At 41.2% G+C, this 15,404-nt stretch carries 9 protein-coding genes and 1 pseudogene; 2 read left to right on the top strand and 8 right to left on the bottom strand.

The window, feature by feature from the left end; genetic code table 11:
* Window positions 1-42: 42 nt before the first annotated feature.
* The 6 genes and pseudogenes from RM347_RS30760 to RM347_RS30735 all read right to left on the bottom strand — a co-directional run bounded on the left by RM347_RS30760 (window position 43) and on the right by RM347_RS30735 (window position 7,602).
* Window positions 43-2,871 carry a COR domain-containing protein gene (locus RM347_RS30760; protein ID WP_428850639.1) on the bottom strand — a complete coding sequence of 943 codons (2,829 nt, stop codon included), beginning with the start codon at window positions 2,869-2,871 and terminating at the stop codon, window positions 43-45.
* A gap of 502 nt (window positions 2,872-3,373) precedes the next feature.
* Window positions 3,374-3,997 carry a Uma2 family endonuclease gene (locus RM347_RS30755; RefSeq protein WP_322715590.1) on the bottom strand — a complete coding sequence of 208 codons (624 nt, stop codon included), beginning with the start codon at window positions 3,995-3,997 and terminating at the stop codon, window positions 3,374-3,376.
* 52 nt (window positions 3,998-4,049) lie between these two features.
* Window positions 4,050-4,672: pseudogene (locus tag RM347_RS30750) on the bottom strand (Uma2 family endonuclease).
* Between the two features lie 127 nt (window positions 4,673-4,799).
* Window positions 4,800-5,345, bottom strand: a complete 546-nt coding sequence (locus RM347_RS30745; RefSeq protein ID WP_322715589.1) for a hypothetical protein — start codon at window positions 5,343-5,345, stop codon at window positions 4,800-4,802.
* Between the two features lie 44 nt (window positions 5,346-5,389).
* Window positions 5,390-6,208, bottom strand: coding sequence for a type 1 glutamine amidotransferase (locus RM347_RS30740; RefSeq protein ID WP_322715588.1), 819 nt, complete (start codon window positions 6,206-6,208; stop codon window positions 5,390-5,392).
* Window positions 6,209-6,264: 56 nt separating this feature from the next.
* Window positions 6,265-7,602, bottom strand: coding sequence for a Mur ligase family protein (locus tag RM347_RS30735; protein ID WP_322715587.1), 1,338 nt, complete (start codon window positions 7,600-7,602; stop codon window positions 6,265-6,267).
* A 318-nt stretch (window positions 7,603-7,920) separates the two neighbouring features.
* On the opposite strand from RM347_RS30735, the gene RM347_RS30730 reads away from it, so the two are divergent.
* Window positions 7,921-8,508, top strand: coding sequence for a thylakoid membrane photosystem I accumulation factor (locus tag RM347_RS30730; protein WP_322715586.1), 588 nt, complete (start codon window positions 7,921-7,923; stop codon window positions 8,506-8,508).
* A gap of 176 nt (window positions 8,509-8,684) precedes the next feature.
* Window positions 8,685-9,293, top strand: coding sequence for a hypothetical protein (locus RM347_RS30725; RefSeq protein ID WP_322715585.1), 609 nt, complete (start codon window positions 8,685-8,687; stop codon window positions 9,291-9,293).
* A 16-nt stretch (window positions 9,294-9,309) separates the two neighbouring features.
* Here the strand turns inward: RM347_RS30725 and RM347_RS30720 are convergent, their stop codons facing one another.
* Together RM347_RS30720 and RM347_RS30715 are read right to left on the bottom strand one after the other, a co-directional pair.
* Window positions 9,310-13,275 carry a DUF2157 domain-containing protein gene (locus RM347_RS30720; RefSeq protein WP_322715584.1) on the bottom strand — a complete coding sequence of 1,322 codons (3,966 nt, stop codon included), beginning with the start codon at window positions 13,273-13,275 and terminating at the stop codon, window positions 9,310-9,312.
* Between the two features lie 188 nt (window positions 13,276-13,463).
* On the bottom strand, window positions 13,464-15,056 hold the full coding sequence (locus RM347_RS30715) for a glycosyltransferase family 39 protein (RefSeq protein ID WP_322715583.1): 1,593 nt from the start codon (window positions 15,054-15,056) through the stop codon (window positions 13,464-13,466).
* Window positions 15,057-15,404 lie beyond the last annotated feature (348 nt).

The following is a 15,404-nucleotide window of genomic DNA, read 5'->3' as shown; positions in this document are numbered from 1 at the left end:
TAGTAGTTGATGCACTCTTTTTATCTCCTTTTACATTCTCTCTTATTTTGTATATCTTCCAAAAGTGGATGCTCCCTGTTGTGGTGGTGCGATCGCTTCACTATGTTGATTCACGCTAGCGATCGCCGTGATGATTGTCTTTGCATCTGAAATAGGCTTGGGCTTATCTGAATTCTCGGATGCTGGGACTCCATAAAAGAATAGAAGTAATACAAGGACAAACGCCGCAAATGCTCCTGTAGCTTTAATATTAGTTTTACTCAAAGGTACGTGTGCTTCTAAATTAAGACTACCCGTCAATAAATAACCTGATATCCCAGCAAATGCGGCTGCTAAAAATCTAACTATTGCTAGAGTGCCACCTTCCATTGCTCGTGGGTTGAGTACAAGAACAATAAAGACTATTAAGACTGCCAGAGCCATAGCAAGAGCTATTCCACGTTCAGCAGGTGAAATTTGCGAGGATGGTTTATACACTTCTGGTTTAAAATTATCTTCCTGTTTAGATGATTCTGGCATAAGATTAGTCTCTTGCTTTGATGGCTGAATTACATTATTAATTGTTACAACGACATTTTCCCTTCTTGTCTCAGAGGTATTAGGCAGAAAATCGCCACCCATCTGCTGTTCTGCTTGAAGTAACTCTTTTCTATCCATCACATCATCAATTAAGCCTAAGACATCAATCATTTGATAGCTTTTTTGACATTGAATGCGTTCTTGCTGATCGGCTACAAACTGTCGTAATATCTCAAAAAAGTAAAAGTGTGGCTCTTGGCTATCTTTGCAGGTGTCACAATTACAGGGGATTAACTTGTTGTACTTCAGTCGCTTATAGGAGTTATGAATTTTATCGAGTTCATGTGTAACTATGGTCATCAAATCTCTTTTGTGACGACCTGAAACTCGAATCTTAATCTCCCGCTTGCCGTAATATTCAATCACCTCTGCCTTCGTCTGGTCTTTGCTGAGGACAACGCCGCTTTTCCAGACACATTGTTGTTCATTCATTAACTCATGCATGGCGACGATGAACTGGGTGATGATGCCCTTGGGCATGAACTCGTAAGTGTAACGCAAAATCAGGTTGTCGATTTCATCCCAGTTATATGAGGGTTGATTAGCAGATAGCAACTGTGGGGCAATATACTTTCCTTGGCTTCTAGGAATTTCGTAGCACAGCTTGAAGTTGATCATCAGGCGCAATAGTTCATCATGCATCGTGGCGTATTCGTCTTCACACCAGATGTTTGCCAAGTCAAACCGTGTGAAACTGCCCAGGTTGCGAATCACCTTTTCATTATCCAGCACCTTGTAAACTGCATCAGTTCCCCACTTTGGGTTGAGGATGACGGTCTTGTTCAAAAGTGCGTCTTCCTGGAAGTGCAAGGATACTCCCAAATCGTGCAGATAGCTGCTCAACTGCAACTTATCATTTCTTTGGGTGAACCCATTTTGTTGGCAGATGTTCAGATATTCATCCAAGCCGATGTAATTGCGTGCGTCACTCTCCAAAGCTTCCCGGACTCTAACCCAGGTTTTTGGGAGCGGACTGCCAATATGGGGTAGGTTTTTAACATAATGCTTGATTTGTTCTAAAACTTGTTCTAAACCTTTGTTGGTAGCAAGATTTGTTGGTAAAGTCTCCTTCAAATTAGTAAACTGCCCCCGTAACTGGAGTTCATTAATCTCCCGGTGGCGGTCTTGCTTCTCATTTTTTATGATTAGCAGCGGACTGTTATCGCTCAACAGTTCCACTACATTCAGCCAGTAATAAAAATCTGTGTCTTGCTTGCGGGTATCTGCCACTAAAATGTAGAGGGAACGCTTGGTGAGGAAAAACTGGTGAGTAGCATGGTAAATTTCTTGCCCCCCAAAGTCCCAGACGTTGACCCGAAACTCTCGCCCATTTTCCATTGAGAAACCCCACTGGATCACCTCAATTCCCTTTGTAGTGTCTTCCTCTCGAATTTGATAATTTTGGTCTTCAATCTTCTTCGCCAGTGTTGTCTTTCCTGCTCCTCCTTCGCCGATAATTAGTAACTTTGCTTCATACAGATAATCTGTGCCTTCTACTTGTATTTGTCGGAAATAATCCTTAATCGCCTGAAGACCTCGTGCAACAACTTCTGGCGGTGGCTTTTCAATGGGGTTGCTGCTTAAATACAGTCTGGTGAGTTGTTGCAAGCTGGCGATCGCTTCTGGTAGCGTCGTTAATTGGTTGGCCCTTAAATCTAGGTAAGTGAGTTGTTGCAAGTTGGCGATCGCTTCTGGCAACGTCGTTAATTGGTTGTAGCTTAAATCCAGGTAAGTGAGTTGTTGCAAGCTGGCGATCGCTTCTGGTAGTGTCGTTAATTGGTTGTAGCTTAAATCCAGGTAAGTGAGTTGTTGCAAGCTGGCGATCGCTTCTGGTAGCGTCGTTAATTGGTTGTAGCTTAAATACAGGGTGGTGAGTTGTTGCAGACTGGAGATCGCTTCTGGCAGCGTCGTTAATTGGTTGAAGCTTAAATATAGGGTGGTAAGTTGTTGCAGACTGGAGATCGATTCTGGCAGCGTCGTTAATTTGTTGAAGCTTAAATCCAAAAAGGTGAGTTGTTGCAGACTGGAGATCGATTCTGGTAGCGTCGTTAATTGGTTGTAGCTTAAATCCAAAAAGGTGAGTTGTTGCAGACTGGAGATCGATTCTGGCAGCGTCGTTAATTTGTTGCGACTTAAATTCAAAACCTCCAACCATTCCAGTTCAAACACCTCAACAGGAATCTCTGTTAATTTTTCATCAGTAAACCGATCAGTGCTTAAATCTAATCGTTTAAGCTGTTTCTCTTTCGCTTCTCGGATTTTTTTTAGAAAACGTTGAGGCGTATCTTCCATACCGAGCTTCACCTGTCAACGAAAGGTATACATAATGCCCCTGATTCGCTGGACAATCTCGCAACTACTAATATTTTGCACTAATTCCAACAACCGCCATAGGTTAGAAACATACCGCTCATTGTGAAAGTCCTCTGAAGAAGACTAAATTCTTTCCAGACTTAGGTTTTATTCCGCTTGAGTGGCTTTGGCTATTGGTTCCTAGAACTTCGAGTTTTAGGCGATCGCGGCTACTAATTAAGAATGCTGCAAGATATCAAAGCAATCTACTATCCTGTGTAACACTACATGAACGCTAATAATTTTTACTGAATCTAAAAATAATTTATCATTACCAATAGCTTAGATTGGCTTGTAAATGAGTCTTTGATACTCGTGAATGAGTCTTCGATACTCGCGGACGAGTCTTCGATACTCGCGGACGAGTCTTTGATACTAGTGAATGAGTCTTTGATACTCGTGGACGAGTCTTTGATGGTTCTTTTACTTCTTTAGCCCTTTTTTACAGGACTTCTCCAGCCCGAAAAATCTGTTCAGCAGTTAAATTCAACTCTGGGAAGGCTGGCGACTGAATGCGATCGCTTCCCCGAAATTGCCTAACTTGATACTCACCTTCAATTAGTTGGTAAATCGAGATTGTTGGTTGTTTAGGATTGCCAATAAACCGCCTACCACCTAAACCTAAATAGTCTACAATCCAATATTCAGGTATTCCAACCTCCTCATATTTACCGGTTTTGGTAAAATAGTCGTCTCGCCAGTTGGTACTTACAACTTCAATTACTAAAGGAATTGATGCCGCTTGGCTTACAGTAGATTCTTTTTTCCACAGAGGTTCATTTACTAAATTAGAGTTATTCAACAACAGTACATCTGGTGAGTAAGCTGCTTCGCTCTGAGTCGGTTTAATGAATGCTGTTTTTGGGATGAAATAAGGTAGTTTTAAACGTTTGTATTCTGTAACTATTTCCCCAACTAAAAATCCAACAATTTGTTCATGTTCACCTGTGGGAGGAGCCATTTCAACAATTACTCCGTCATGCAGTTCATAGCGTCGTTGTGAGTTTTCTGGATACCAAGCGATAAATTCATCAAATGTTACTAGTTTGCGTAAGGTTTGAGTCATACTTTCCTCTTACTTTAAAGTCAGATAAAAATTTAAACCTTAACCACCTAAATTACGCAACTTCTCCAGCCCGAAAAATCTGTTCAGCAGTTAAATTCAACTCTGGGAAGGCTGGCGACTGAATGCGGTCATTTCCCCGAAATTGCCTAACTTGATACTCACCTTCAATTAATTGGTAAATCGAGATAGTTGGTTGTTTAGGATTGCCAATAAACCGCCTACCACCTAAACCTAGATAGTCTACAATCCAATATTCAGGAATGCCCAAAGACTCGTAATCTTCTAGCTTCAAGCATAATCATCACTCCAGTTGGTTGAAACAACTTCTACAACCAAACGAAAGGAAGTACCCCGCGTGATGATAAATTCTTTTTTCCAGCGTGGTTCATCTCTAACAGCTTGTCTATCAAGAACAATGACATCTGGTTCATACCCTGAATCAGTGTTAACTGACTTGATGACGCATTCTTTAGGGATAAAGCAAGGGATGGAGAAACGGGTGATTTCAATAAACAAAGAACCATTGATAAATCCGGCTATCTCTGAGTGCTTCCCTGTTGGCTTAGGCATTTCAACAATTACCCCATCATGTAGTTCATAATGCCTGTCTGAAGATTCGGGATACCAGGCGATAAATTCATCGAATGTTACTTGTTTGGCTAAGGCTTGAGTCATCGTTTCCTCTTGCTTTATGTCAAATATTGATGCTTTTGTTGACAGAAAACTAAGAAATTATATTTTTTTACACATTTGGAATGCCTCTTATTGGAAGATATACTTGTCAGGTATTTTTATCAGAAGATTATTGCCTACTTGCTGCTATCAAACGCTGATGCACTAAATACTGAAATTGATAGAGATAAGCGGCAATAATCACTCGAATTATAGTTGGAACTATCAGCAGCGATTGTGCTTGAGTCTTAAATAAAGCGAACACACTCAATAAGTCAGGAGATGGTGAGAAAAGCATTATAAGACCAAATGCGATTACCGACGAGAGAATATTGACTAACCAGCCATACAAGCCTTCCCACCAACTTATAAAACTAGGAAAAACTCCTGTTGATAGCTCTGTTTCTGGTAGTCGGCTCTCAGGAAAGAAGCTATCTAAAAATCGATGCAGCCAATGGTGAACAAATGCCAATAGCACAATCGGAAAAAGTTGGGCTAGTAAACTAAATAAATACGCTAACTTGACAAAAATAGGCTGGGGTAGCAAGTGAGCTAGGATGGAAATAATTACCCAAAGATAGACGATCGCATACTGGAAACCAATCATCAACAAAATCAGAGCGATCGCATTTACCCAAAAGCGGGGAGTAGGAATCCAAGATGGCCAACTTTGCATAAATTTTTCTCTAGTAGATAAAAAAAGTAAAAAGCAAACTCACGTTAAGCTTTTGCTGTAGCAGCACTTGGTACACTGACTTTCAAGCGCTTAAACATCGCTTCTCGTGCTTGTGCAGCGAGGCTATCGTCAAAAGGTTTTAAGGTAATTTCTTGCTGATACTTTAGCCGCAGCGCTGTTTGAATTAACCAATCGGCGACAAAAGGATTTTTCGGTAATAAAGGGCCGTGAGAATAAGTAGCGATCGCATTCTGATAAAATGCTCCCTCTGTCCCATCCTCTCCATTATTTCCCAAACCGTACACCACTCGTCCCAATGCTTCCACTTTTCCCAACTTGGTGCGTCCGCCGTGATTTTCAAAGCCTACCAAATATGGTGTGCTACCCGTCATCTCTTTTAAATCTTGCGCTAGGCGTGAAGCTGTCACTTCAATTACCAAGTTACCTATACAGCGTTTAGTATTTTCACCAGGATGCACGGAAACTAAATCGAGTATTCCCAAACCATCAATCCGTCGTCCCAAGCCTGGTTCATAATAATGTCCTAGTAATTGGGGTGAACCACAGGTAAATACTCCTGGTGTTCCATTTTCGATTTTCTCGCGCATGGCGTCGGCTTTCGCACCTTGCAAATCACGCATGACAATTTCTTGCTGACGATCTTGTGCGCCACCACCCACGATTACATCGACAGTTTTAATATCTGCGGCTGTGGAATTTTGATCCAAAGGTAAAACTTTAACATCGTATCCCCGCCACTGAGCGCGACGTTCTATAGTAATTACATTACCGCGATCGCCATAAGTACTCATCAGCGTCGGGTACAACCAACCAATTGTTAATTCCAAATTTTGAGAACTCATAAATTTAGGGAATAGGACGATCACAAATGACCAATGACTAATGACAAATGACAAATTTAAAGAATTTTCCGCCCAGTAAGAACTTCTCGCACTTCTAGCATGGCTGAGTAGGTGGGCAGAATATGCAAAGTTTCATTCTCTGGTGTATGCTCTAATGCAGTTGCGATCGCTTGTCGTAAATCTTCTTCGACAATTAAATTTAAGTTACTCTGATGAGACTTTTGGCTGTAACGTAGACGTAGTGCCATATCGTAGACGCGATCGCCACTCACAACTAAAGTCCCGCCACGTTCGACTAATTTCTCCGTATCCACGTCCCAAATCCAGGATACATCAGTGCCATCGGGCGTGCGATCGTTCAATACCAGCAGTGTGGTTTTATCTGTGCTTTGAGTAACTACGCGAATGGTTTCATTCGTTCCCACAGGATTTTTTGATAACAGAATCCGCACTCGTTTACCGTTAATTACCAAATCTTCAGCCCGACCAAAGGCAGCTTGGAAGGTATTAATAGTATCTCTGATTGTTACTTCATCAACTCCTAACTCAATAGCCGCAGTAGCAGCCGCCAAAGTATTATATTTGTTGTACAAACCAACCAGAATTTGCGGCCATTCACTACTTTCTAGAGTCGGTTTACTTTTAGTAAAACTACACTTGGGACAAGTAAAATCTCCCAAATGAGACAAATAAACACCCTTATAATCTAAAGAATGTCCACATTTGGGACAATAGATAGAATCGACGGCGTGAGGAATAGCTTCTAGATAATGTTCTGGTTCATTCAAGCCAAAGAATAACACCCGTTGGGGTAACTGCTGACCGAGGTTAGATAAAGTTGGGTCATCAGCATTGGGAATTACCACCGTTTCTGGTGGTAGGGTAGAAATAACTTTTGTCCAACGTTTACTAATTGTGTCTACTTCGCCGTACCTATCGAGTTGGTCACGGAACAAGTTTAAACAGAGAATGATTCGCGGTTGGAGTGGCGTTAATACTTTCGGTACAATATTTTCATCAACTTCCAAAATGGCGTAATCAACATTTAGCGTCCCTAACAAGCTGGTGCTTTCCAACAGTGCTGTCATCAAGCCATTTTCTAGATTCGCACCCGTAGAGTTATGAGCGATGCGATAACCCTTGCGTTCTAGTATTGTGCATAAAAGCAGCGCTGTAGTGGTTTTGCCATTAGTACCAGCAATTAAAATCACCCCGTTTTTAACTTGCTGACTCAATAATTCTAAAAGTCGGGGTTCAATGCGACGAGCAATCGAGCCTGGTAATACACTAGCAGCACCTAGACCCAGCGATCGCACTATAAACGTCACGCTTTTTGCCACTGACACCGCGAAACCCAATCGCAGCCTATCTATGAATTGTATTTTGTTTCCCACATCTGTACCCTAGTCTTCTGGCGGTTGCTAATTGATAGTCTTTAAGTTGCAAATTTAATATGCGTGAGTTTAGCGAATCCTGGGTGAAAAAGCCAGTCATACCAATTTTGAATTTTCAATTTTGGATTGTTGAGCCTTACAGTTGCGCTATTTTACCTCTGTTTTCACTTCCGCAGAGCAGTACCAGCCGCTTGCGAGAGATAATCTCAGTAGGCGTTATCTTAAAAAAATAGTGCGTGGGCGTAATTACATATCCAGCCCAGTTTGCCGAACTCAGCACAAACTCACGACAAGTAATAGCTTGCAAGGTTCCTTTTGATGAATAGCACAAAGTTTCTTTTTTTACATAAACAAATTACTGGCTGCCGAAGGTGGTTGTCCAAATGCCTGTTGTTGCTTGCAAGTCTTTTCATTATAAGTATGCAACCTGCATCTGCTGGTCTCAATAATGATTTATATGATGGCAACATCTTTGTCGTTTATGCTGGCAATGGTTCATTGGTTCCTCCCAGACAGACACTGGCACAGACTTTAGCGGAACATAAACCCGTATTTTTGGCTTTTTATCTGGATGATAGCAGCGATTCCAAAAGATATGCCATTTCCATTTCACGGGTACAGGAATTCTATGGTCGGGTAGCAGAAATTATGCCGATTAATGTAGATACTATCCCGCCTAAAGATACCTACGATCCTACAGAACCTGGATATTACTATTCTGGGGCTGTTCCTCAAGTCGTGGTGTTTAATAAATCAGGTGAAGTAGTTTTGAATAAAAAGGGTCAAGTACCTTTTGAAGAAATAGACGATGAATTTCGCAAAATATTTGATTTATTACCACGCACTGAAACAGCACAGCTAAAGCGGCGAGCCTTCAATGAGTTCAGTAGTGAGTTAGCTAAATAACTTCTAGGGTAGACCAAATTGGTCTGCCCTAATTTTTAGTGCTATCTGTTACTACATTTCTGCCGATGCCAAAGCATAATATTGAAATATCTGGGTTAACAATTTAGGAAATTAATCTATAGTCTATAGTCCGTAACGAATGCCCAATGTCCAATGACTAACTAGAGTGTATTCTGATGTCAAAGGCTTACACCACCCAGGAGCTAATCCAAATTTTGGCAGCCGAACGCCAAGCTTGCCTCAAAGGAAAACGCCTAAAATTAGAAATAACAGTCTCTGGCAATCCTGTAATTGACCAGTTTATCAGAACTGATGGGCTGCAACAGTTCACTGCTTATCAAGATTTTAAAACTGCAATTCACAACTACCAGAGGGACAATCAAGTTTCAGGTATTATCTGGCGGGAAGTGACAGTTAAAGGGAAAAAATTGCACTATCCGGAAATAGATACTGAGTTAATTGCCATCCCTAGTGACTTAGAGATATTAAAAGCTGCTAAAAATTCCATTGTAGAATTTTGGCAAGAAGTCACTATGGGGATGGACTTATACTTGAGTTTCAATAATAGTAAACAACACCAACAAATTGTCATATCTGATGTAGAAAGAATTGTTCAAAGAACAGAGTGGGCTAGTTTGTGTAAGTGGGAAAATTCTAGCTTTTTGGAAATGATTTTGCAGCTAGGATGGGGTAAACCAGAAGAAGCTTATTATAAACGAGGAAGACCGCGATCGGGTAGTGAATATATTCATGCAGTCAATCCCGGAAATCGCCCCATTGGTTGATTGATATATAGGGTACTTATTCCCATGATTGAAATTCATCAATGGCGTTACGAATTAAGGAAGTTATTTGAGCGCGACGGGTTTCAAAGTTCGCGGCGATATAAATCAGTAGGATACCAACTAGCAAGCCAACAACCCATTTTAAAAACGAGTACTGCAAGCTGAAAATTACCGATTGATAGATTGTAGTAATTAAAAAAGTGGCTGTACCAATGTAAAGAAAAGCCCGCACTCGCAAAGCTAATCCGGCAAAAATGGCGATGAGGCTAAAAATTCCAGGTATCCAGGCTGTGTCTTGATCAAATAAAATTGCCCACCCACAAATTAAACCACTACCTAGCACTCTCAGAATATGGCGAGCTGCTTTGTACTCTGGTAGCCTCAGTTGGTTATCTACTTGAGCAATATAAAGCAGTGATAACCCAAATGGTGTTACATACCACAAAGCATCAGTTAGATGTAAGTCATAAAACCAACGGTAAAGTGCCCAATCAATCAACGCTACACTGATATAGGTAAAACGGATGTTTTCACCTACTTTTGCTAGGAAGATGTAAAATCCAGCTGCGAGTAGCAAGGTAATGGGGTAAGTTTGCAGTCTAGTTTCCCATAAAATTATCAGTGGTATGACGTAGGCCGCTTGTTGCCAAGGTCTTTTAGACCAACCCCAATTTTCCCAAGGCAGAATGTACAGAAAATAGGCTACCACACAAGCGATCGCACCGTTCCAAGGAACTAACGGCCCAGCCCAAAATCGTCCCACTGCTGTCTCGCGCCAATAAATCCTCATACCGGCTACCTCTAATAAACCAAGGTAAACCCACATCTCGGCTATTGTGATTCCCCCGAAAATGCTGGGAGAAGTGCGCGAATTTCGTCCCTGAAAGATGGCATAGCGAATCAAAAATACTCCAGTTGCCAATCCCACCAAGCGGTTAACTCCAATGGGAAGAGGAATGGCAGCCATTAATAAGCAGCTACTCCAAGCCCAGTGAATATGGGCAATTCCTTTCAGTTCTTGGGGTGTTAGGCGTAAGTAGCTTACAAGCCAAGGCGACAAAATCCGGTAAGCATACATGATACTGGTGCCAAGGGCAGACATGGCAATCAATCCATCACCTAATGCTCCTCCTGACGCTTGTAACATTTGATAGAACAAAAGTTCATAAGCAGAAATTGATACGCCAATAATTCCTAAGTACAGTAGGGGTTTAAAGTTTTCGCGACGTCGCCCCACGCCAATGATAATTAAAGCTACACCTAAGGAACACAAACCTGTCCACTCAGTGAAAGTGTCAAAACGCAGTAATACACTGAATGCACCATAAATTAATGGCAGAATGTGAAGGCTGCTAGGAAGCCTTTCTAATTGATATCGTCGCCGCCACCACTCTCCGACAAGTTGAGCAATTAAACCCAAGGCGATATTGGCGATCGCTATTTTAATAATTGATCTTTCCCCCAACCCTAGCACCTGGGCAATCAACAATTCTAAACACCAACCGATGCCATAAAATGCCCAATTTGTCGGTTCTCGCCAACTGCGATAAACAATGGCTGCCAAGGTGATAGTAGTGGCAATTAAGTACAAAAATCCCGAACTAGTAAACCCTTGGTAAATCAGCACTGAGTGCAGTGTCAAACCCAATAACTCAAAACCACACAATGCGATCGCCCACCGATCGCTGGCGGCTGCATATATAACTCCTAATTCGTTACCGCGTTGGCTCAAAACTGTCCGCGCTAACCATAGACTTAGAATTGCGATCGCTCCTACGACAAACCAACCTGCTAGCGAGAGGTGAGGTAAACCAGGCACACCTGTCCATAGCAGCGCCCCAATGAAACTTAAAGCAAATCCTTCTGTAATTACCGCAGATATTTGGTTTCGTAAATAGCGCGTATTTGCGAACATCAATCCCGCACCCACAGCCAAACCGATTAATCTGGTTTCTGGTAGCTGTAAAGTCAGTAACTGGGCAACTCCCACAGCCAACACACTCAAGTAACGGCTAATAGTCCGACGCTCTATAATTGTGGCATTGGCAACACCTGTGAGAGCTAAAGGCGTAACTAGCCAAATGACTCCCCAATAAGCTTGGCTATCAGCTATGCCATACCAAGATAATTCTGCATTCATCCACAATAGGAAAAAACTAACGGCAGCTAGTCCTAAACCGATGTCCCAGGCACTACGTCGCCATAATCCATTGCTCAGGCTAAATCCCCATTCTGCAACCATCAGAGCCAATAAAATACTTGCCCAGGCTTGTTGACTCAGGGTTGGTAATAACCAATTAATGATAGAGCAAAACGTCAGCACCCCCATGATGTGAGTTAGATACACCAAAGGAAGAGAGGAGGGGGAACGGCGTTGAGTGACGAATGCGAGAGTAATTGTGGAAAATAGCAGATTTAGCGATCGCAATGTGGGATTTACTAAAGCGATCGTTGTTAAAAAAGTTCCCAATAAAAGGGTAAGCAGTTCGCCAAATTTAGCCAATTCTCGCTTTTGGCTGCGATAAAGGCTATCTGTGAGCACCACCATCAAGATTACGTAGGGAAATAAAGCTACAGCTAGTAACGCCCAAGGTTCATTTTGAGAATTGGTGAGTTGAGTGCCAGTTGCGATCGCTAATTTCTGTAAGTTATCAGGTACTAACCGCCAACCTAGCCAAATCGTCTGTAAGCCAATAACAAAAATTGCTGCGAAGTCTACCTTTAAACTGTATCGCCGCAAACGACTTCCCACAAACCACAAACCCAAACCACTTACAGCGATCGCTTGCCAGGGATAATTTACTACCGAAACCACCCAACCCAGAAAAAGTAAAATGCCACCAAGTCTTTCCCAGAGTAACAGGGATGAAGGGAATGGGGAAGATATTACTGTTACCTCCCCTAATTCCCCTGCCCCCTGCCCCCTGCCCTCTCCCCTCTCCCCTCCCCGCTGTGCCAACCAAGTCACCAACCAGCCGCAAATACCAATGGCTAACCCCAACTCTGTGACATCTACTTTGGTAACAAAAATTGCCCGTACTAGCAGCACTATTAAAGCATAAATAATTACAGCGGCAGATAAACTAATGTTTAAGCTACGGCGTAGGCGTAGCCCGTCGTAGACATCGCCCCGATCTTCCTCACTGACAGTATTAGGCTGTTGGTAATTGTGATAAACGGTAATTATAGTTGTGCCGATCATTGCCACATAAACGGCAATCAAGGGAAATCCTCTTAATTGCCAACCCCAATGCAGATAACTCAGCCCCAGAATATTTGCTAGAGGTAATTTGCCACTACGTAAATTGGCAAAGATAGTCCGATTTTTATAGAGTAAAACAGTAATAGCAGTGAGAATAGGACAGGCGATCGCAACTACAATCAAATCCACAGGATTTTGCCACAGCCGAAAGCTATTCATTGCCCAAAAGTTCACTGGCACTAACAAAAGGGTGACAATCAACAATGTCTGAGCCGTTAATCTGAGGTTATTTTGCCTAGTCGCCCAAAAGCTTAATCCCCAGAAAATCAAAGTATAAGCAAATAAAACTCCATACTGTGCAGAGGCAGGAAACCTCTCCCATTGACTAGCAGCCAGCACCCCAGAGGATACCACTACCAGAAATACCCCCAGAAAAAGCAGCCAACGGACACTCAGTTCTGCCCCCAAGGACTGCAACATTGTGCTGATAAAGTTGGATTTAGCTGGTTTTTGTTGCGGTTGTCTATGACTACTAGCTTGTAAAGCTTTTACAGGCAACTCCTGTACGGCATTGGAAGTTGCAAATACTACCTTTGTTTTAGCTTCAGCCTGGGGTTGCAACACCACCGTACACACCAGAAACTCTCGGCATAGCTGTCTGACTTGAGTATCAGATATCAAACCTAAGCGCAACCATATATCTAGTCCTTCTAATAACTGAGGATGGGAGGATGGCAGCCTGATTTCAATTTTTAGTGGACGCTCAAGGGGCGATGACATAAGCGGCAGAAGTATAACTATATACTTAATTGTGAATTTAATTAAAGTATATTTTGGCTCTAATTGTGCCACTTATTCGGCTAATTGATATTAATTTTTAACCTAAAAGCGATATTCAAATGCCAACTGTCTGCTTTTAGGTTCCGTCTTGCTGTCTACCAACCGTTACCTCTGTCCGGATCTTTGGTTTAGGTAGATTTTGTTACCTTCCAAGTAAATTTGTTTATCTGCTGTAACTTTGAGTTATAAACTTTTTCAATTCCAGCTTTTAAGAAGTCAGACGGCTCGAATAAGAACAAAAATATGTCACTAAAGTCATTAGTAATCTCTGGTAACTGATTTTTTTCTACAACTTGAAATCGCACTTTCGGGTCGGCTAGGTAGGCAAGTATTACTATTGGTGAGACTAGATTATCAGCATCACTAATTAAAAGTGGTTTATTACCTTGACTAACAATGTTAGCAATTTTAGGAAATTCTTGGTATTTTTCAGGAATTTTGTTCCACCAAATCTGGGCTTGAGAGTTGAGTGTACAAGATACAACTCCGCCCAGAATTACCATGAATGCTACAAGTGACCAGAGCTTTTTTTGCCAAACTTTAGTATAAACAGACGTGAGCTTAGTGCTAAATAGATAAGCAACAGCTAACTGTATACCTAAAACTGAAGGAAGTGTATATCGACTAGTAGCGTATCGCTTTTGAAAGATGAAATCCAATATCAGTAGAGGAAGCCCTATAGACCCAATCAAAGTTAAGACAAATAACCAAACTTCTTTAGAGGTTCTTCGACAAAGAACATAAATTGAGTAGCTCATTAGAGCTAAAATAATTAAAATAAAAGGAATTAAGGCAATTTTAAGTCTTCCTGGTTCGCTAGGGCTAATACCTAAATCAAGAAACGTCCGACTAAAAATACCAGCCCACCTTGCAGCTGATGCAAATAATGTGTGTTTATCATTTGTCCAATCTACTGCTTCTGGCTGAGGGTTGGTAATAATAACCCAAATCCAAGGTACAAAAGTTATAAATCCTGCAAGCGATGATAGCAGGTAAGAAATCGATGTTTTGCTCAATCGGAAACGTTCGATTGTAATTACATAAATTCCCTGGGCAAAAGCAACCAAAGTAAAAAATAAATGAGTATAAAACCCTAGTATCAATGTTGCTGTATAAATGCACCAACTAAGCTTTGTTTTAAGCCGCATGGCTCGCAGCAGTGCTACGCTTGATATTAAAATCGCTACTATCCATAAACTATATGAGCGTACTTCTTGTGCATACACGAGATGAATAGGTGAAATGGCTACCAAACCAATGGCTATCCACCCTACTAGTGAAGACTCAAATAATTCTAGACATAGCCAATAAAGACAAGGAAAAGTGAGCAGACTAATGAATGCCGAAAAACTTCTTGTCACTGCTACAGAATCGCCAAACCATTCTACCCAAAACCGGGTCAACAAGATGTATAGTGGCAAAATCTGCGAGTCTTCTAAAATAACACCTTTAATTGTATCAATTGCGTTTCTTTCAGGATTGGGATACTGGTATTTATGCAAATCTTCAATGCCGAAAAAATGACCATCAGTTAACTGCTCCTTCATTTCTGACTCCAAATAGCCAGATATGCGTAGTGATGAGTAAATTTCATCACCCCAATAAAGTTTTTTATCAATATTGACGAACCGAAAAAATATACCTATTACTAATAAAATGATGATTAAAAAACGTAACCAATATTTAGAAATGATCGAGTTCTGTGGCAATTGCTTTTTCATGTAGGTTTTCAATTTCTTAAAGCCTTAATAAACTATATGCAATTGTTTCTCTGTTATCGTATAGTATAAATTAATCAGAATATAAAATACTTACGTTGAAAATAAAAAGATTTCATAAAGTTTATATGAAATTGTTATAAATAGGTTTGCGAGTAGAGAGCACCACAAAGACGCTACTTGTGGAATCATCACAAGTTCCAACGAAAAAGCACTAGCAGCGAAAATAATGTAATGCTTGCTCTGTAACTATTTAATTACGTAGCTTGCTTCTCACTGGAGGCGAGTATTACAAATTAGTAATTAGGGAACTCCAAAAAATAAATTATCCAATTTCAATCTTTCAAAACA

The sequence above is a fragment of the Nostoc sp. ChiQUE02 genome (assembly GCF_034531305.2).
Taxonomy (GTDB): domain Bacteria; phylum Cyanobacteriota; class Cyanobacteriia; order Cyanobacteriales; family Nostocaceae; genus Nostoc.
This window is presented reverse-complemented; position numbering and strand designations above follow the sequence as displayed.